The sequence below is a fragment of the Stenotrophomonas sp. STEN056 genome (assembly GCF_056759635.1).
Genome location: NZ_JBRRDL010000006.1, coordinates 49866 through 67419 on the forward strand (window position 1 = coordinate 49866; position 17554 = coordinate 67419).

14 protein-coding genes and 1 pseudogene are annotated in these 17554 nt (G+C 65.0%); 4 read left to right on the forward strand and 11 right to left on the reverse strand.

Translation table 11 applies throughout. The features are described from left to right. Window positions 1–37: 37 nt before the first annotated feature. The 6 genes from ACVOLO_RS05365 to ACVOLO_RS05390 all read right to left on the reverse strand — a co-directional run bounded on the left by ACVOLO_RS05365 (window position 38) and on the right by ACVOLO_RS05390 (window position 6210). On the reverse strand, window positions 38–790 hold the full coding sequence (locus ACVOLO_RS05365; protein WP_481569246.1) for a TorF family putative porin: 753 nt from the start codon (window positions 788–790) through the stop codon (window positions 38–40). 108 nt (window positions 791–898) lie between these two features. Beyond that, window positions 899–1942: a sulfate/molybdate ABC transporter ATP-binding protein gene (locus tag ACVOLO_RS05370; protein ID WP_481569247.1), complete on the reverse strand. Its 1044-nt coding sequence runs from the start codon at window positions 1940–1942 to the stop codon at window positions 899–901. A gap of 9 nt (window positions 1943–1951) precedes the next feature. Continuing rightward, window positions 1952–2890, reverse strand: coding sequence for a sulfate ABC transporter permease subunit CysW (cysW, locus tag ACVOLO_RS05375; RefSeq protein ID WP_481569248.1), 939 nt, complete (start codon window positions 2888–2890; stop codon window positions 1952–1954). Further along, window positions 2887–3744 (reverse strand): sulfate ABC transporter permease subunit CysT, encoded by an 858-nt coding sequence (cysT, locus tag ACVOLO_RS05380; RefSeq protein ID WP_481569249.1) that lies wholly within the window; start codon window positions 3742–3744, stop codon window positions 2887–2889. Before cysT ends, cysW begins: the two co-directional genes overlap by 4 nt. Window positions 3745–3747: 3 nt before the next feature. After that, on the reverse strand, window positions 3748–4770 hold the full coding sequence (locus ACVOLO_RS05385) for a sulfate ABC transporter substrate-binding protein (protein ID WP_481569250.1): 1023 nt from the start codon (window positions 4768–4770) through the stop codon (window positions 3748–3750). 12 nt (window positions 4771–4782) lie between these two features. Beyond that, a complete protein-coding gene (locus ACVOLO_RS05390; protein ID WP_481569251.1) occupies window positions 4783–6210 on the reverse strand; it encodes an OprO/OprP family phosphate-selective porin in 1428 nt (475 codons plus the stop codon). A 163-nt stretch (window positions 6211–6373) separates the two neighbouring features. Here ACVOLO_RS05390 and kbl point away from each other — a divergent pair, with 163 nt between their 5' ends. Beyond that, entirely contained in the window at window positions 6374–7588 is a 1215-nt protein-coding gene (kbl, locus tag ACVOLO_RS05395; RefSeq protein ID WP_481569252.1) for a glycine C-acetyltransferase, read from the forward strand. 101 nt (window positions 7589–7689) lie between these two features. On the opposite strand, the gene ACVOLO_RS05400 is transcribed toward kbl, so the two are convergent. The 4 genes from ACVOLO_RS05400 to ACVOLO_RS05415 form a co-directional block, all read right to left on the reverse strand. Continuing rightward, window positions 7690–7983, reverse strand: coding sequence for a hypothetical protein (locus ACVOLO_RS05400; protein ID WP_481569253.1), 294 nt, complete (start codon window positions 7981–7983; stop codon window positions 7690–7692). Between the two features lie 57 nt (window positions 7984–8040). Next, entirely contained in the window at window positions 8041–8895 is an 855-nt protein-coding gene (locus ACVOLO_RS05405; RefSeq protein WP_481569254.1) for a pseudouridine synthase, read from the reverse strand. A 27-nt stretch (window positions 8896–8922) separates the two neighbouring features. Continuing rightward, on the reverse strand, window positions 8923–9414 hold the full coding sequence (locus tag ACVOLO_RS05410) for a hypothetical protein (RefSeq protein ID WP_481569255.1): 492 nt from the start codon (window positions 9412–9414) through the stop codon (window positions 8923–8925). 159 nt (window positions 9415–9573) lie between these two features. Next, window positions 9574–10680, reverse strand: coding sequence for an OmpA family protein (locus ACVOLO_RS05415; RefSeq protein ID WP_481569256.1), 1107 nt, complete (start codon window positions 10678–10680; stop codon window positions 9574–9576). Between the two features lie 379 nt (window positions 10681–11059). On the opposite strand from ACVOLO_RS05415, the gene ACVOLO_RS05420 reads away from it, so the two are divergent. Then, window positions 11060–12085: a zinc-binding alcohol dehydrogenase family protein gene (locus ACVOLO_RS05420; protein WP_481569257.1), complete on the forward strand. Its 1026-nt coding sequence runs from the start codon at window positions 11060–11062 to the stop codon at window positions 12083–12085. Between the two features lie 103 nt (window positions 12086–12188). Beyond that, window positions 12189–12764 (forward strand): annotated as a pseudogene (yczE, locus tag ACVOLO_RS05425) (membrane protein YczE); the annotation flags it as partial. A 47-nt stretch (window positions 12765–12811) separates the two neighbouring features. Here yczE and ACVOLO_RS05430 read toward each other — a convergent pair. Then, entirely contained in the window at window positions 12812–14851 is a 2040-nt protein-coding gene (locus tag ACVOLO_RS05430; protein ID WP_481569258.1) for an LTA synthase family protein, read from the reverse strand. A 174-nt stretch (window positions 14852–15025) separates the two neighbouring features. On the opposite strand from ACVOLO_RS05430, the gene ACVOLO_RS05435 reads away from it, so the two are divergent. Then, window positions 15026–17056, forward strand: a complete 2031-nt coding sequence (locus ACVOLO_RS05435; protein ID WP_481569259.1) for an oxidoreductase — start codon at window positions 15026–15028, stop codon at window positions 17054–17056. The last annotated feature ends 498 nt before the right edge of the window (window positions 17057–17554 follow it).

A 17554-nucleotide genomic window follows, 5' to 3' on the forward strand; every position in this document is an offset into this window, starting at 1 on the left:
CCCTGCGGCGCCTTTTTCTTTACACATCACACCTGGATCAGGGCACGTCAACGGCAATGGTGAACACCACGCCCGGCTTGTAGGTGTCCGATTCGCGACGCAGCAGCGAAGCATCCGAACCGAAGGTGTCGTAGTAACCCAGCGTGGCGGTCGCCGGGCCGAAGGCCTTGGACACCGAGATCGAGCCGTCGTAGTAGTCCGCACGGCGCGGCCACTCGTTGGCCTTTTCCTTGATGGTGGTGTAACCGGCCGAGGCGCCGATGGAGAAACCGCTGTCGCCGATGTCGTAGCTGGCTTCCAGGGCGCTGTAGGTCTGCTTGGCGCCGGTGTTGCTGTAATCGTTGGCGTAGCCCAGCAGGCCACTGACGGTGACCGGGCCGCTCCAGGTGACCTTGGCCAGGTATTCGTTGTAATCGATGTCGCCGTAGCCGCGGGAGGCGCCTTCGTAGGTGTAGCGGTTGACGCCCAGGTCGATGTTCCAGCTGTCGGTCAGGTCCTTGCTCCAGCCGATGTTGTAGTCGACTTCAAAGTTCGGGCCACCGTCACCGAAATCGACATTGGAACCCCACACCCCCACGTACAGGCCGAACGGGGCGGTATAGGTGGCCTCGGCCTGGAACGCCGGGCCGTTGTCGGTCTGCGAGACACCGCGGAACACGTAGTCGGTGGTCACGCCGAAGCTGGCACTGAACGGCGAAGTCGATTCCTCGCTCTCCTGGGCGCTGACGGCAAAAGGAACGGACAACAGGGCGGCGCAGGCAACGGCGACAAGGCGCTTGCTGTGCATCATGCGAATCTCCAGGAAATGGGGGAAAGCGAACCGGAACAGCGTCCGGTTCACGAATTTTTAACCACAATGATATTGCAGCGCAACATCCCGTGTCCCCATTCGCCGTATTCAGCTCCCTGCAGCAGCAAATATCCCGAAGCGGCGCGCGCCCAGGCGGATCGATTCACCGCTGGCATACGCCGGGCTGCCGGCCGGCAACTCGACCTCCACCTCGGCCGCCAGCCCATCCAGCCGGGCGCGCAGGCGCTGCCGCGCGCCGCTGCGCTGCACCGTGCCGACCGTGGCCTGCCAGTCGCCATCCGCTGCCACGACCAGATCCTCCGGCCGCACGAACACCTCCAGCGCCACGGCCTCCGGCAGCGCACCGCTGCGCGGCCAATGCGCACCCGCCACCTCCAGCGACTCACCGTGCAGCCGCGCCGGCAGCCGGTTGGCCTCACCGACAAAGCCATAGACGAACGGCGAGGCCGGCTGGTCATACACCTCGCCCGGCGTGCCGACCTGTTCGATACGGCCGCGGTTGAGAATGGCGACGCGGTCGGCCAGTTCCAGCGCCTCTTCCTGATCGTGGGTGACGAACACCGTGGTCAACCCGGTGCGGTCGTGCAGCTCGCGCAACCAGCGGCGTAGATCGCGACGCACCTGTGCGTCCAACGCACCGAACGGCTCATCCAGCAGCAGCACGCGCGGCTCGATCGCTAACGCGCGCGCCAATGCCACGCGCTGACGCTGACCGCCGGACAGTTGCGTCGGGTAGCGCCCGCCCAATCCATCCAGTTGCACCAGCGACAACAGTTCTTCGACCCGCGCTTGGATACGCGCCTTCGGCCAGCGCTCGGCACCACGCCGCACTTCCAGACCAAAGGCGATATTGCTGCGCACGTCCAGGTGCTTGAACAAGGCGTAATGCTGGAACACGAAGCCCGCGCGGCGCGCCTGCACGCTCAGGCCGGTGGCATCTTCGCCATCAAACAGAATGCGACCCTGCTCAGGTTGTTCCAGCCCGGCAATGGCGCGCAGCAAAGTGGTTTTGCCCGAACCGGACGGCCCCAGCAAGGCCAGCAGCTCTCCGCTGTGGATATCCAGGCTGACACCATCGAGTGCGGCGAACGCGCCGAAACGCTTGCCCAGTTGTTGAATGCGGATGTTCATCGTTTCACCTCAATGGCGATGCGCGGCGGCCAGCGATTGGCCGTGGCGCCATTCCAGGAATGTCTTGACCACCAGCGTCAGCAACGCGGTGATGGCCAGCAGTGATGCGCAGGCAAACGCCGCGCTGTAGGCGTATTCGTTGTAGAGAATTTCAACGTGCAGCGGCAGCGTGTTGGTGCGCCCGCGGATATGCCCGGACACCACCGACACCGCACCGAACTCACCCATCGCCCGCGCGCTGCACAACAACACGCCGTACAACAGGCCCCAGCGGATGTTGGGCAAGGTCACCTTCCAGAACATCTGCCAGGCATTGGCACCCAGCGTCAGCGCCGCCAGCTCTTCATCACTGCCCTGCTGCTCCATCAGCGGCATCAACTCGCGCGCGATGAACGGGAACGTGACGAACACGGTAGCCAACACAATGCCGGGAATGGCGAACACGATGCGCGGCAACTGCAGCAGCGTTTCGCCCAACACCGGCAGGTGCAGGCGCACGCCCTCTTCGATCCACGGCCAGAACCAACCTTCGCGGCCGAACAGCAGAATGAACACCAGGCCCGCGACCACCGGCGACACCGAGAACGGCAGGTCGATCAGAGTCACCAGCCAGCGCTTGCCGGGGAACTGATGCTTGCTCACCACCCACGCCGCCGCCACGCCGAAGATCAGATTCAACGGCACCACGATGGCGGTGACCAGCAAGGTCAGCTTCACCGCCGACCAGGCATCCGGCTCGCTGATCGCCACCCAGAATGCCTGCATGCCACCGCGCAGGGCTTCGACAAACACCAGCAGCAACGGCAGCAGCAGGAACGACAACAAGAACCCCAGCGCGCCGAGGATCAACAACACCTGCACCCAGCGCGGCTCGCTGGTCACCCGCTGCGCATGCGCTGCATTGCGCTGCACTGCCTGCGCCGGCAACGCCAACACCTGTTCGTTCATCGTGCCCCCCTGCGCTGCAGCCACGCCTGCAAACTATTGACCAGCAGCAGCACCGCGAAGGACAACAGCAGCATGGCCCCGGCAATGGCTGTGGCGCCGGCGTAGTCAAATTCTTCCAGGCGAATGGTGATCAGCAGCGGCGCGATCTCGGTGACGTTGGGCAAGTTGCCGGCAATGAAGATCACCGAGCCGTACTCACCCACACCGCGTGCGAAAGCCAATGCAAAGCCGGTCAACATGGCCGGCCACAAGGTCGGCACCACCACCCGCACGATGGTCTGCAGGCGGCTGGCGCCGAGCGTTGCCGAGGCTTCTTCCAGCTCGCGCTCGGCTTCGGCCAGCACCGGCTGCACGATGCGCACCACGAACGGCAAGCCCACAAACACCAGCGCGACAATGATGCCCAACGGGGTATAGGCAACCTTCAAGCCCAACGGCTCCAGCCAGCGCCCGACCCAGCCCTGCCCGCCGTACAACGCCGTCAATGCGATGCCGGCCACGGCCGTTGGCAAGGCGAATGGCAGGTCGATCATTGCGTCGAACAGGCGCCGGCCCGGGAACCGATACCGCACGAACACCCAGGCCACCCAGGTGCCCATCACCGTATTGAACGCGGCCGCCGCCAACGCCGTGCCAAAACTCAAACGCAGCGCAGCGAGCACACGCGGCTCGCTCCATATCTGCCAGATACCGGCCGGGCCCAGCCCCGCTGCCTTGAGGAACACCCCGGCCAACGGGATCAGCACGATCAGCGCCAGCCAGAACAAGGTGATGCCCATGCCAAGACCAAAGCCGGGCAGAACCCGGCGTTGGCGCCGCGGGTGCGGCAAAACCACAGTTGCGTTTGTACTCACCGTTTACTTGCTCGCCTGGATCTGGTCGAAGATGCCGCCGTCGGCAAAATGCTCGGACTGCGCTTTCGCCCAGGACCCGAAGGCCTGGCGGATGGTCACCAACGGCACCTGCGGGAAGCGTGCGACATCGGCGCGGTCGGCATATTCGGGGTGACGCGGACGGTAGTAATGACGCGCGGCAATGCGCTGGCCCTCCGGCGAGTACAGGTATTGCAGATACGCCTGCGCCACTTCACGGGTGCCGTGACGGTCGACATTGCGATCCACCAGCGCCACCGATGGCTCGGCCACGATCGACTGCCGCGGCACCACGATCTCGAACTTGTCCGGGCCCAGTTCTTCCTGTGCCAGGAACGCCTCGTTTTCCCAGGCCAGCAACACGTCACCGATGCCACGCTGCACGAAGGTGGTGGTGGCGCCACGCGCGCCGGTATCGAGCACCGGCACGTTGCGGAACAAGGCGCGCATGTAGTTGAGCACCTTCTCGCGATCCCCCTTGAAGATGTAATCCCCGTAGGCCCACGCCGCCAGATAGTTCCAGCGCGCACCGCCGGAGGTCTTCGGGTTGGGCGTCACCACCGACACGCCGCTGCGCAGCAGGTCAGGCCAGTCACGGATCGCCTTCGGGTTGCCCTTGCGCACCAGGAACACGATGGTCGAGGTATAGGGCGCGCTGTTGTCCGGCAGGCGCTCTTCCCAGTTGTCCGGCAGCAGCTTGGCCTTTTCGGCGATGGCATCCACGTCATAGGCAAGGGCCAGGGTCACCACGTCGGCTTCGATGCCATCAATCACCGCACGCGCTTGTTTGCCGGAGCCGCCATGCGAGGTTTCGATGCTGACGTTGTCGCCCTTGGTCTCTTTCCAATGCTTGGCAAAGGCTGCATTGAAGTCGCGGTACAGCTCGCGGGTCGGGTCGTAGGACACATTGAGCAACTGGATGTCACGCGCAAATGCAGCGCCTGCGGTCACCGTCAGCGCGAAGGCCAGTGCTGCAATGCCGGTGCGGGAAAGAAAGGAATGTTTCATGAAGATTCTCCGTCAGAAGGAAACTTGCAGGCGCGAGAAAACGGCTTTTTCATCCGGCAGCGTGGTGCCACCGGCGGCAGCGTCAAAGCTGCTGTGCAGGTAGTTGGTTGCCAACTTGAGGTTGGCGGTCAGGTACCAGTTGGCCCCCACCGTCCACGAGCGGACATGCGATGCCGAGGTGGTCGGGTCGGCATAGAACGGGAACGCAGCACGGTCGATATCCAGCGCGCCGTAACGTGCGGTCAGCTCGAACGCCCCCAGGCCACCGTTGACGCCGAACGGACGTGACGGCGTCACCCCGCGATAGCTGGCGTCTTCGCCGGTCAGCACATAGTTGGCCGTTGTCTGCCAGGCGCGATGTTCCAGTTGCTTGCGCCGTGCATCCCGCGAGACTTCCTGTTGCGAGACGATGTATTCGGCCTGCAGGCCGAAGCCATTGCGGTAGAACCAGCCCTGCGGCGACCAGCGCAGCGTGTCGCCATCAGCGCTCACCGCACTGCGGTAACTGAAGAACGTGGTCTGCGCCGACGTGCGGTAACGCGGCAGGAAATTGTTGCCGCTGCCATGCTTCTGCCCGGCACTCGCGCCGAGGCCGAAACCCAATCCGGCCCACACGCTTTCCGTGCCCTTGAAGGGCTCAAAGAACACGCGGCCGGCGTACTCGAAGTCATCATCGGGGTTGCTGCTCACCGCATCGCGGCCATCCACGGTGCCATTGAATACGCCCAGCGCGTAGCTGAATTTTCCTTTGGCCACCTCGCCCTGCAGCTGTACGCCAAGATCGCGGTTGGGTGCCAGTTCGCTGGCCAGCGCGCGTTCCACATCCACCAACGCGGCGGAGGACTGCAAGCGCTCCAAGCCCACCGGCGAAGTGAACTTGCCCACACGCAGCATGTACGCCGGGTTGAAGCGCAGGTCGGCATAGGCATCGACGATGCTGGCACTGTCACCGGCAAACTCCGGGGTGAAGCGGTAAGCGACCAGCTTGCCGAGCGAGCCTTCCAGCGTTGGCCGCGCGGTACGCAGCAGGAAGGTGTCGTTCTGCTTGCTGTCGCCCAGGAACACCCGCGCATCGCCCTGCAGCAAACCGCGCAGCTTCAACTCATAGTTGCCGTCGCCGGACTTGAACGACGCCCCTTTCTGGTCGATGGCGATCTTCGGCGCGGCCTTGGCGCTGGCCACGCGTTCCTCCTCCTGCAGTTCCAGGCGGCGTTCAAGGATGCGCAGGCGCTGATCCAGATCCGCCAGCCCCGCGCCTTCAACCGGCGCACCGTCAGATACCCCGGCCAGCCGCTCCAAACGCTCCAGCCGCTGCTGCAGCTGTTCCACGCTCAGTTGCTGGGCCTGCGCCGGTGACCACGCCCCACACACCAGCCCGGCCAGGCTGAGGGACAACAGCTTCCTGGTCGGCAAGGTGAACGGGAGGCGTTGGGCGGTCATCGGTAGCTCCTGTGAAGGTTGGGTGGAGCGTCGATGCTGCAGGCGCACACCCAAGCGGAGAAATGACTTCGGGCGCGGCGCTTATAGCCATCGCGCATGACCCCAGCGGCAAACGCGGCGGACGGCTAAAATCGGGGCTCCTTTCTGTCCGCAAGACCCTGCCATGACCGCAAATGCGAACACCTCCCCGCTCACCCGGCATTACGCCGATGAACTGGACGCCATCCGCGCGCAGGGGCTGTTCAAGTCCGAACGCATCATCACCAGCCCGCAGTCAGCCGAGATCACCCTGGACGACGGCCGCACGGTGCTGAATTTCTGCGCCAACAATTACCTGGGCCTGGCCGACCATACGGACCTGATCCAGGCCGCCAAGGACGCGCTGGACAGCCACGGCTTCGGCATGGCCTCGGTGCGCTTCATCTGCGGCACCCAGGACCTGCACAAGCAGCTGGAGAAGCAGATCGCCGACTTCTTCGGCAAGGGCGACACCATCCTGTACGCGGCCTGCTTCGACGCCAACGGCGGCCTGTTCGAGCCGCTGCTGGGCGAGAACGACGCCATCATTTCCGACGCGCTCAACCACGCTTCGATCATCGACGGCGTGCGCCTGTGCAAGGCCAAGCGCTTCCGCTACGCCAACTGCGACATGGCTGACCTGGAAGCGCAGCTGCAGGCTGCCGATGCGGCCGGCTGCAAGACCAAGCTGATCACCACCGACGGCGTGTTCTCGATGGACGGCTTCATCGCTCCGCTGGATGAGATCACCGCACTGGCCAAAAAGTACAACGCGCTGGTGCATATCGACGAATGCCACGCCACCGGCTTCCTTGGCGCCACCGGCCGCGGCTCGGCCGAAGTGAAGGGCGTGCTGGAGAAGATCGACATCATCACCGGCACCCTGGGCAAGGCCATGGGCGGCGCGCTGGGCGGCTTCACCTGCGCCAGTGCCGAGGTCATCGAACTGTTGCGTCAGCGCTCGCGCCCGTACCTGTTCTCCAACTCACTGCCGCCGCATGTGGTCGCCGCCGGCATCAAGGCCTTCGAAATGCTGGCCGCCGCCGACGACCTGCGCAGCACGCTGGCCGACAACACCGCCTACTTCCGCGAAAAGATGACCGCCGCTGGTTTCGACGTGAAGCCGGGCGTGCACCCGATCAGCCCGGTGATGCTGTACGACGCACCGCTGGCGCAGAAGTTCGCCGAGCGCCTGCTGGAAGAAGGCATCTACGCCATCGGCTTCTTCTTCCCGGTGGTGCCCAAGGGGCAAGCCCGCATCCGCACCCAGATCAGCGCCGCCCACAGCCGCGCCCACCTGGACCGCGCCATCGACGCGTTCACCCGCATCGGCAAGGAACTGGGCGTCATCAAGGGCTGATCAATACCCAGGCCGTAAACGAAAAACAGGCGCCCGGGGCGCCTGTTTTTTTCTGTAGCGCCGAGTATGACTCGGCATTATTTGTACCCCTGCCTGCAGGGTCAGTTCTTCTTCCCTGGCGCGGCAGCCGGCGCCGGTGCGCCCTTGGCCACGCGAATACCGTTGGCCTTCATCCATGCATCGAACTGGTCGGCGCTCATGCGGCTTTCGCCCTGCTGCATCAGGAAGCGGTAGTTGCCCAGCGCATCCTTCTCCGCAACCGGCGCTTGCACCGTCACCGTGACCGGCTTGTCCTCATGTTTGGCAGCCTGCTTGCCGGACGACGCACAGCCAACCAAGGCAACCACGGACACCATCACCAGCGTGATACCTGACACACGAATAAGAGCTTGCATGGCTGCGATCCCGATAAGACAGGCCGCCAGTCTAAACAATCACTCGAACATGTCCAGCTATTCCACTGAATTCATTGGACTAAATTGCGCATTCAGCCCTATGGCGGCGGATTTTCCCCCTTCCAGCGCCGCCAGCTCCGCCGCAGAAAGCTCGCGCCATTGCCCCTTGCCCAGCGCTCCCAACTGTACCGGGCCAATCGCCACCCGCATCAGGCGCAGCACTTCAAAGCCCAGCACCTCCAGCAAGCGTCGGATATGGCGATTGCGGCCTTCGTCCAGCACCACCCCCAACCATGCCGTGCGCGCGCCGTGCCGCAGCACCTGCACCGAATACGCGGCCAGATGCTCACCGGCATTCTCCACGCCTTCCTGCATCGCGGCCAACTGCCGTGCATCGGGCACGGCATCCACCTGCACGTGATAGGTCTTCAGCGGCCCCGTGGCCGGGTCGGTAAGCCGCGCCGCCCATTCCGGGTCGTTGCTGAAGAACAGCAGCCCTTCGCTGGCGCGATCCAGCCGGCCCACAGGCGCCAGCCACGGCAAGCCGCTGCCTTCAAAGCAGCGATAGACGGTATCCCGTCCCTGCTCGTCCTGCACCGTGGTCACCAGCCCGCGCGGCTTGTTCAGGGCCAGGTACAGCCGCCGCGCCGCCGTCAGCGGCTTACCGTCGAGCAGCACCTTGTTGCGGCTGGCCACGATTGGAAACTCCGGGTCACGGATCACCCGCCCATCGACACTTACCCGCCCATCCAGCACACGCCGTGTCGCCTCGCTGCGCGAACAGATGCCCGCCTTGGACAATACCCGCGCCAATCCATGCCGGACCTGGCTGCCGTTGCCACGGAAATGCAAACGCCCGCCGGGTGAACCTCGGCGGGCGTTTGGTTGGTGCGGTGGTTTGTGGGAGGCCATGTGTATCCAGGGCGGCTCCCGCCACCCTTACTTGACTTCGGTTGCCTGCGGCGCGTCCGGCGCTGCAGCTTCGGCTGGCGCCGGACGCGCCTTGACCACACGCACGCCGCGCGCCTTCATCCAGGCATCGAACTCTTCGGCGGTCATGCGCTTGCCGTTCTGGCTCATGTCAAAACGCCACGGCGTGTTGTCGAACTCGGTCTGCGGCTTGTACGCGGCCGGATCGCTGGCATTGATCGCGCCGCGTGCCGGGATCGCACTGGCCACGTTGTTGCAGCTTTCAACACGCAGGCGCATCAGCACGCGGTCCAGCGACTGTTCCTCGCTGACACCGGAACTCAGCACACCCGACGGCATGCCCAACTGGCCCGGGCGCACATACAGCTCCGAGGCAACCGGCGCGATCACCGTCGCCGGCAACGGCACGGCAGCCACGGCATTGGCCGAGCAATCCACTGCTGCATGGGCACCGGGCACGGCAGCCAGCGCGACGAAACCAGCCAGAACGATACGCAGCATTGAATTTCCATTAAGACAGGAGAACGCGGCGAGTGTAGGCAGCGCCCGCACCGCTTTCAACCGTTATCTGCGCCCCTGCCCCCGGGCCGTCGATGCCGGCACAAAAAAACAAGGCCCGGCAGATGCCGGGCCTTGCTGTATCGCAACCGAAACGTCCGATTAGTTCTGGACGTTCAGCTCGGTGCGACGGTTCTTTGCGCGACCTTCCGGGTTGTCCGAACCATCAGCGTTGGTGTTCGGAGCAATCGGACGGCTCTCGCCGTAGCCGATCGGGCCCTGCAGACGAGCAGCCGACACACCGTTGGTGGTCAGGTAGTCGTACACAGCCTTGGCGCGACGCTCGGACAGCTTCTGGTTGTAAGCGTCGGTACCCTTGGAGTCGGTGTGACCGGCAACTTCAACGCGCAGATCCGGGTAACGCTTCAGGATCTCGGTGGCTTCGCTCAGGATCGAAACGGCATCCGGACGCAGGGTCGACTTGTCGAAGTCGAAGTTCACGCCCTTCAGGTCGATCGAGACCGGCACCGGGCAACCGTCCGGACCAATGGTCTGACCCGGCTGCGAGTTCGGGCACTTGTCGTCGCAGTTGTTGACGCCGTCACCGTCGTCATCCAGGTCGGCGCAGCTCGGAGCAACCGGAACCGGAGCCGGAGCAACAGCAGCAACCGGGGCCGGGCCCAGCGGGATCACGACGCCGACCGAAGCCAGCACGTCGCCGAACCAGTCTTCCTTCTTGGTGTCGTTGCTGAACTGACGCACGCTCTGGTCGTCGAAGTCAGCACGGTAAGCCAGCTCGGCACGCACGGCGACGCGCTTTTCGAACGTGGTCTGCAGACCGACGCCGACCTTGGCGGCCAGGTTGCCGTCCTTGCGATCCTTCAGGTCACCAGCGGTGGTGAGGTATTCCTCTTCAGCCTTCTGGTAGCCCAGGCCTGCCAGCAGGTAGGGGTTCCAGCCGCGGCCGTCCTGGATGAAGTGGCGACGCAGGTCCAGCGAGATGCCGTACTGCGACCAGTTCTGGTCCTGGTTGGCGTCGAAGTTCGGGTTCTGATAGTTCAGCTCACCGTCCAGCGACCAGTTCGGGCTGATGAACTTGCCCAGACCCAGCGTGGCGAACGGAGCATCGTTGGTGCCACGGTCGCCGTCCTGGAAGTTGAAGCCGGCCGAACCGGTCAGGTACCAGCGGTCATCGAATTCCTGAGCCGAAGCGGCCTGGGCGAAAGCCAGACCACCCAGCAGCGCGGCGGTAAGGATCTTCTTGTTCATGAAATACAGCTCCTTGTTTCGGGGGTATGAAACCGGTAGAGGCATGGTCCAGCACAGCGATTTCGTCGCGTTCAGAGACGGCCGTTTCCGCACGCCATCGGGGTGCACATTATGCGCTGGCCCGTGAAGGCGATGTTAACGACCATATAACAAATGGCGCAACCACCAGACCTCTACGTGTCCGGCTGGGCGAACCGTATACAGCTTCATCAAAGGGCGCAAGAGCCTGCTACGACGGGCCTTCCGGCGTTTTTGCTGCATTGCGGTCAGTTTCGTCCGAAAACCCCCGGGAAACTCGGCCAAGCGGCGGCTGTTACCGCCAGCTGAACCGTTTGCTGAGTATGATGATTCCGCTCCCCCGCAAACGGAACTTTTCCGCATGAAAGCGATCGGCCTGACGCATTACCTTCCCATCAGCAACCCCGATGCATTGCTGGATGTCGAGTTGCCAGCGCCCGCTGCGCCGCAGGGCCAGGACCTGCTTGTTCAGGTTCAGGCAATTTCAGTCAATCCGGTGGATACCAAACTGCGCGGCCCCAAGCCCGGCCAGGAAAATCCGCCACGGGTGCTGGGTTTCGACGCCGCCGGCACGGTGCTGGCGGTCGGGCCGGACGTCACCGCCTTTGAAGTCGGTGACGAGGTGTACTACGCCGGCGATGTCACCCGCCCCGGCTGCAATGCGCAGCAGCAGTTGGTGGATGAGCGCCTGGTCGGACGCAAGCCCACCACGCTGGACTTTGCCGAAGCCGCGGCCCTGCCACTGACCACGCTTACTGCCTGGGAACTGTTGTTCCAGCGCATGCCTTATCAATTGGATGGCAGGCGCAACGTCGGCAAGGTTCTGCTGGTGATCGGTGGCGCCGGTGGCGTGGGCTCCATCGCCATCCAATTGGGCCGCCACGCCGGCTTTACGGTCGTTGCCACCGCATCACGCGAAGAAACCGTGCAGTGGTGCCGGCAGTTGGGCGCAGACCATGTCATCAACCACCGCCAGCCACTGGCGCCACAGCTGCAGGCCGTGGGCATCAACCAGGTGGATGCTGCCCTCAACCTGGCCGACACCGACCTGTATTGGCAGCAGTTGGGCGAATTGCTGGCACCACAGGGCCACGTCGGGCTGATCGTGGAGCCGGCCGGCGAGCTGCGCATCGGCGATCCCTACAAGGCCAAGTGCATTGGTATCCACTGGGAATTCATGTTCGCGCGGGCGCGCTTCCGCACCGCGGACATGATTGAGCAGCATCGGATCTTGACCCGTGCCGCCAGCCTGATCGATGCCGGCGAGCTGCGCACGACGCTGACCGAGCGCCTGGGGCCGATCACCGCCGCCAATCTGCGCCGTGCGCATCAGCAACTGGAGACCGGCCGCACCCTCGGCAAGCTGGCGCTGGAAGGCTGGGACTGAAACCAGCAGCCCCTGCGTTGTTGCAACAGATCGAACGCCCCGGTACACCCGGGGCGTTTCCACACCCTCTCCGTGCCACCAGCCCTGCCCCTCCGTGCCCGCCATGTTTAGCACTGCCATGTTCGCCCGCCTGACACAGTTGTTGCTGGGGCTGTTTCTTTTCGGCATCGCCTCGTAACTGATGATCCGCGCCGGCATCGGCATCGCACCGTGGGACGTGTTGAGCCAGGGCATTTCACTACGCAGCGGTTGGAGTTTCGGGTTGATCACCAACCTGGTGGGGGTGGCCGTGCTGCTGATGTGGCTGCCGCTGCGGCAGAAGCCCGGGCTGGGCACGGTGCTCAACGTGCTGCTGATCGGCCCCAGCGCGCAATTGGGCCTTGCGGTGCTGCCGCCAGCGGTCGGCCTGCTGTGGCAGGTGTCATTGTTTATTGCCGGCCTGTTGCTGCTGGCCATCGCCACCGGGCTCTACATCGGCGCGAACTTCGGCCCGGGCCCACGCGACGGGCTGATGACCGGCCTGCATGCGCGCACCGGCTGGGCCATCTGGAAAGTACGCAGCCTGATCGAAGCCACCGCGCTGGTCATCGGTTGGTGGCTGGGCGGCAATGTCGGCCTTGGCACACTGGCCTTTGCCCTGTTGATCGGCCCGCTTTGCGGAATCACCCTGCCGCTGTTTGACCGCCGCCGGCGTGCGCTGGCGACGCGGCCCGCTGAACCGCCCGGTCAGCGCCGCGCCCGCAGTACCTGCTCGCGGATATACCAGTCGCGCAGTGCCACGCCGGCAGCGGCACGTCGCGCCAGCGCCGTCGAGTTCGCATCCGCGGGCTGGCCCTGCACGGCGATGTGGCGAGGATCGCGCCAGGTGTGCAGCTTGGGCGCGCTCAGCGGCCACAGCACGCCGGCAGGCGTATACAGCCGGTCGAACTGGGCCAGCGCCTGCCCCCCATCGGCCCGTGGTTCCCACAGATTCCTGCCCGTGGCGAAGTACCGCTCGCCCGGCAGGGCCAGCGACACCAGCGTGGGGACCAGATCGCCGTGGCCTGCAAACGCATGCACATCTGGCCCAGCGCCCGAAGGCGCATAGGCGCGGGGCACACGCAGATAAGCGAACACGCGGTCCACGTCCACCTGCTCGGCCGGCAGGTCATAGCGATAGTGCGTGCGCAGGTTGTGGTCACCTGCGGCGGCGATGAGGGTGCGCTCGCCCAGCGGGCCTTGGCGCAGCTGCTGCAGGAAACCACCGAACTCATCGGCCTGGTACTGATAGGTGACCAGCATCCTGCGCAGCTCGTCCCGGTCTTCCAGCGCGCGCGGCCCCAGCGCCCCCGGGTCCAACGGCAGTCTGGGGCGTGCCGTATCCAGTTCAAACGGCGGGTGGTTGGTGGTGGTCAACAGCACCAGGAACAGGCGTTCACCGCGCGCATCGGCCTGCTCCAGCAACTCCCGGGCAAGGCGGAACAGATAGGCGTCATACAAACCCCAATCGGTGCCCCGTGCATCGGGGTAGCGCTTGCGGATGTCGCGGGCGTCATACACCCGGTCAAAGCCCTGTCGCGGCAGTGCAGTGCCCAGCTCGCGCCAATCGCTGCCACCGCCATAGAGAAATGCCGTGCGGTAACCGGCACGCTTGAACGGCAGGGCTGCGGATGTATCAAATGCCAGACGCGCATTGCGGCCATTGGCCAGCGGCGTGATGGATGTACCCAGCAGCAGATATTCCAGCGTGGCGTGGGTGCCGTTCTGCCCGGCGATGAAGTTGTCGAATTGATACCCGTGCGCCAATTCGCCGCGCAGCCGGCCCAGCATGTCGTTGCGGGGGCTGTCTGTGTAAAGCAGATCCTGGCCGAATGATTCCAGCAGCCCCACCACCACATGCGGTGACTGCGCCAAGGCGCGCGGTTGTCCCGGCACCACCGGGAACAGCGCCGCACGAACCCGCTCCGGCTCACCCGACGGCAACCCGGCGCTGGCCGCAGCCTGCTCCAGGCTGCTGAATCCCAGGCGATGCACACCGACCAGTGGATCACTGCCGATATCGGTTTCCTTGGCGCGGATGCGAGCGGCGCGGTACAGCGTCAACGGCGCATTGAGCACCAATGCGTTCATGAACGGATCGGCCGAGACCGTCACGTCACGCCGTACCAGCGGGAATGTCCCCACCGTGCCGCGCGCCAGCAGCAACAACAGCAGGCACTGCACCACCAGCAGCAGCACCTGCGCCCAGCGCGTGGCGCCGCTGGGCCAGCGCTCGCCGAGCCAGCGCCCGACGCGCGGAATGCCCCACCCCAGCAACGTGCCCCCCAGCGCCAGGCCAAGCAGGCCGGGAATGACCGGGTAGTCGTCCCAGACTGTTTCCAGGATGGCGCCGGTGTCGTCTTCAAGCATGCCGAAAACGATGGGATCGAACCGCGTCTTATAGAAGCCGTAATAGAAGTGTTCGCAGATCGACAGCAAGGCGAACAGCAGCAACAGCGCCACCAGCAACCATTGCGCCCCGCGCACGGCCTGCTCCTGACGCCCGCTCCACCAGAACGGCGCTGTCACCAGCCCGACCAGCAATGCGCAGACCGCACCGGCCACCATGTCGTAACGGGCGCCCTGCAACAGCACCGGCCACAGCAACTCGCCGCCGCGCGAGGCACCGGCATAGGCGGCCCACATCCACAGGCGCGCAAGCGCCCCCAACGCCACCATGCCCGCCACCAGCATCCACAGGCGTGGGAACAACCGTTGGGCATGCGCCGGCGGAAACACCGTATTCATTGACATCGATCCGTGACAGAAAAAATGGGCCGCCGATCAGCGGCGGCGAATTGTAATCGGCCTGTCACAACGCGTCTTCAGGCACGCCATTTAGGTAATCCGTCACGCCGAGGATTGAGAAATCCCCGCGCTGCCCCTCAGAATGGGCCCAATCCGTACGCAAGCGTATCCAACATGACGCCAGCCACCGCCAGCACCTTCCCCCACCTGTTCGCGCCCCTGGACCTGGGTTTCACCCAACTGCGCAATCGCATCCTGATGGGCTCGATGCATACCGGCCTGGAAGACCACGTCCGCGACTTCCCGAAACTGGCCGCCTACTTTGGCGAGCGCGCCGAAGGTGGCGCCGCCTTGCTGGTCACCGGCGGCTTCTCGCCGAACGTGGTGGGCTGGCTGGCGCCGTTCGGCAGCAAGCTGTCCTGGCCGTGGGAAGTGGGCCGGCACCGGCAAGTAACCGCCGCCGTGCACAGCCACGGCGCCAAGATATGCATGCAGCTGCTGCACGCCGGCCGCTACGCCTACCACCCGCTGCAGGTGGCGCCGTCGAAGTTGAAGGCACCGATCAATCCGTTCACCCCGCGCGCGCTGTCGGCACGCGGCGTGGAGCGGCATATCCGCGACTATGCCCGCGCCGCCAGACTGGCACGCGATGCTGGCTACGACGGCGTGGAGGTGATGGGCTCGGAAGGCTATCTGATCAACGAGTTCATCGCCCCGCGCACCAACAAGCGCGACGACGCCTGGGGCGGCGATGCCGCAAAGCGCATGCGCTTTGCCGTGGAGATCGTGCGCCGCATCCGCGAAGCCTGTGGACCGGACTTCATCATCATCTACCGGCTGTCGCTGCTGGACCTGGTGGATGACGGCAGCAACTGGGAAGAAGTGCTGCTGCAGGCCAAGGCCATCGAAGCGGCCGGCGCCACGCTGATCAACTCCGGCATCGGTTGGCATGAAGCCCGCGTGCCGACCATCGCCACCTCGGTGCCGCGTGCGGCCTTCACCGGCGTCACCGCCAAGCTGCGGCCGCATGTGAATGTGCCGGTGATCGCAGTGAACCGCATCAACATGCCGGATGTGGCCGAGCGCGTGCTGGCCGATGGCCACGCCGACATGGTGTCGCTGGCGCGCCCACTGCTGGCCGACCCGCAGTGGCCGGCCAAGGCGCGCGCGGGCAAGCCGGAAACCATCAACACCTGCATTGCCTGCAACCAGGCGTGCCTGGACCACATTTTCGTCAACAAGCGCGCCACCTGCCTGGTCAACCCACGCGCCGCGCATGAGACCGAACTGGTTTACCGCCCGACCACCGCGCCCAAGCGCGTGGCCGGGGTCGGCGCTGGCCCGGCCGGCCTGGCCGGCGCCACGGTCGCGGCCGAGCGTGGTCACCTCGTCACCTTGTTTGATGCGGCCGGTGAGATCGGCGGGCAGTTCAATGTCGCCAAGCGCATCCCGGGCAAGGAAGAGTTCCACGAGACACTGCGCTACTTCCGCCACCGTCTGGCCGATACCGGCGTGGAGCTGCGCCTGGATACCCGCGCCGATGTCGGCACGCTCGCCGGCTATGACGAGGTGGTGATCGCCACCGGCATCTCACCGCGCAAGGTCAACTTCCCCGGCGCCGACCACCCGATGGTGGTGAACTACCTGGATGTACTGCTGGGCCGGGTGAAGGCCGCCGACAAGGTGGCCATCATCGGCGCCGGTGGCATCGGCTTCGATGTTGGCGAGTTCCTGGTGCATGAAGGCCCCTCGCCCGCTCTGGACCCGGCCCGCTGGATGGCCGAATGGGGCGTGGACCCGAGCTTCGAGAAACGCGGCGCGCTGGTGAAGCCGCAACCCGAAGCGCCCGCACGCAAGGTCTGGCTGTTGCAGCGCAGCCCCGGCAAGCCCGGCGCGCGCCTGGGCAAGACCACCGGCTGGATCCACCGCGCCACGCTCAAGGCCAAGGCGGTGACGATGCTCGGCGGCGTGGAATACCTGGGTGTGGACGACAACGGCCTGCGCATTCGCGTTGACGGCCAGGAGCAGTTGCTCGATGTCGGCAACGTGGTGGTCTGCGCCGGCCAGGAACCACAGCGCGAACTGGCCGATGCATTGTTGGCTGCCGGTCGCACGGTGCATGTCATCGGCGGTGCCGACGTCGCCGCGGAACTGGACGCCAAGCGCGCCATTGATCAGGGCAGCCGGCTGGCGGCAGCGCTTTAACGTTGAGGTGAGTTGAAGCGAAAGCCCCCCTCCCCCGCCCTCCCTTCGCTTTGCGAAAGGGAGGGAGTTAAAAAGCGACCGCGCCAGCCGCACCCGACGACTGCACGAGTTGCCTCCTCCCTTGCGCGAAGCGCAGGGAAGGATTGAGGAGGGGTGCCGTTGCAATTGCGGCAGTTTCCGCCATTCCAGCGACGCTGCACGGCGTCATTTCTGCCGGCTTCCCCCTCACCCATTCCTCACTTCCGGTCACGCATTCTTCGCCCCGCGCGGGGTGCAACAAACCTGAATGTCAACAAGCCCCATTCAGGATGGGTTTGGTGTTTGCCCCCTAACTTGCGCGCACTTCCGCTCACCCCCCAGTTCTGGTGAGCAGGCGCGGCCCCTCCCACTTCTCTTGAGGGCCGCCCACGGGGCGGCCCCGATGCCACGGCCGCCTCCCCATAACGCCAAGTCGCAGCTGTCCGGTTCCATTAGCTTTTCAGGAACAGGCGGACTGCG

Excerpts from the sequence above, each read along its gene's own strand:
- ACVOLO_RS05365 (WP_481569246.1), bottom strand. The coding sequence starts at position 790 with ATGATGCACAGCAAGCGCCTTGTCGCCGTTGCCTGCGCCGCCCTGTTG.
- ACVOLO_RS05370 (WP_481569247.1), bottom strand. The coding sequence starts at position 1,942 with ATGAACATCCGCATTCAACAACTGGGCAAGCGTTTCGGCGCGTTCGCC.
- cysW (WP_481569248.1), bottom strand. The coding sequence starts at position 2,890 with ATGAACGAACAGGTGTTGGCGTTGCCGGCGCAGGCAGTGCAGCGCAAT.
- ACVOLO_RS05385 (WP_481569250.1), bottom strand. The coding sequence starts at position 4,770 with ATGAAACATTCCTTTCTTTCCCGCACCGGCATTGCAGCACTGGCCTTC.
- ACVOLO_RS05390 (WP_481569251.1), bottom strand. The coding sequence starts at position 6,210 with ATGACCGCCCAACGCCTCCCGTTCACCTTGCCGACCAGGAAGCTGTTG.
- kbl (WP_481569252.1), top strand. The coding sequence starts at position 6,374 with ATGACCGCAAATGCGAACACCTCCCCGCTCACCCGGCATTACGCCGAT.
- ACVOLO_RS05400 (WP_481569253.1), bottom strand. The coding sequence starts at position 7,983 with ATGCAAGCTCTTATTCGTGTGTCAGGTATCACGCTGGTGATGGTGTCC.
- ACVOLO_RS05405 (WP_481569254.1), bottom strand. The coding sequence starts at position 8,895 with ATGGCCTCCCACAAACCACCGCACCAACCAAACGCCCGCCGAGGTTCA.
- ACVOLO_RS05410 (WP_481569255.1), bottom strand. The coding sequence starts at position 9,414 with ATGCTGCGTATCGTTCTGGCTGGTTTCGTCGCGCTGGCTGCCGTGCCC.
- ACVOLO_RS05415 (WP_481569256.1), bottom strand. The coding sequence starts at position 10,680 with ATGAACAAGAAGATCCTTACCGCCGCGCTGCTGGGTGGTCTGGCTTTC.
- ACVOLO_RS05420 (WP_481569257.1), top strand. The coding sequence starts at position 11,060 with ATGAAAGCGATCGGCCTGACGCATTACCTTCCCATCAGCAACCCCGAT.
- ACVOLO_RS05430 (WP_481569258.1), bottom strand. The coding sequence starts at position 14,851 with ATGAATACGGTGTTTCCGCCGGCGCATGCCCAACGGTTGTTCCCACGC.
- ACVOLO_RS05435 (WP_481569259.1), top strand. The coding sequence starts at position 15,026 with ATGACGCCAGCCACCGCCAGCACCTTCCCCCACCTGTTCGCGCCCCTG.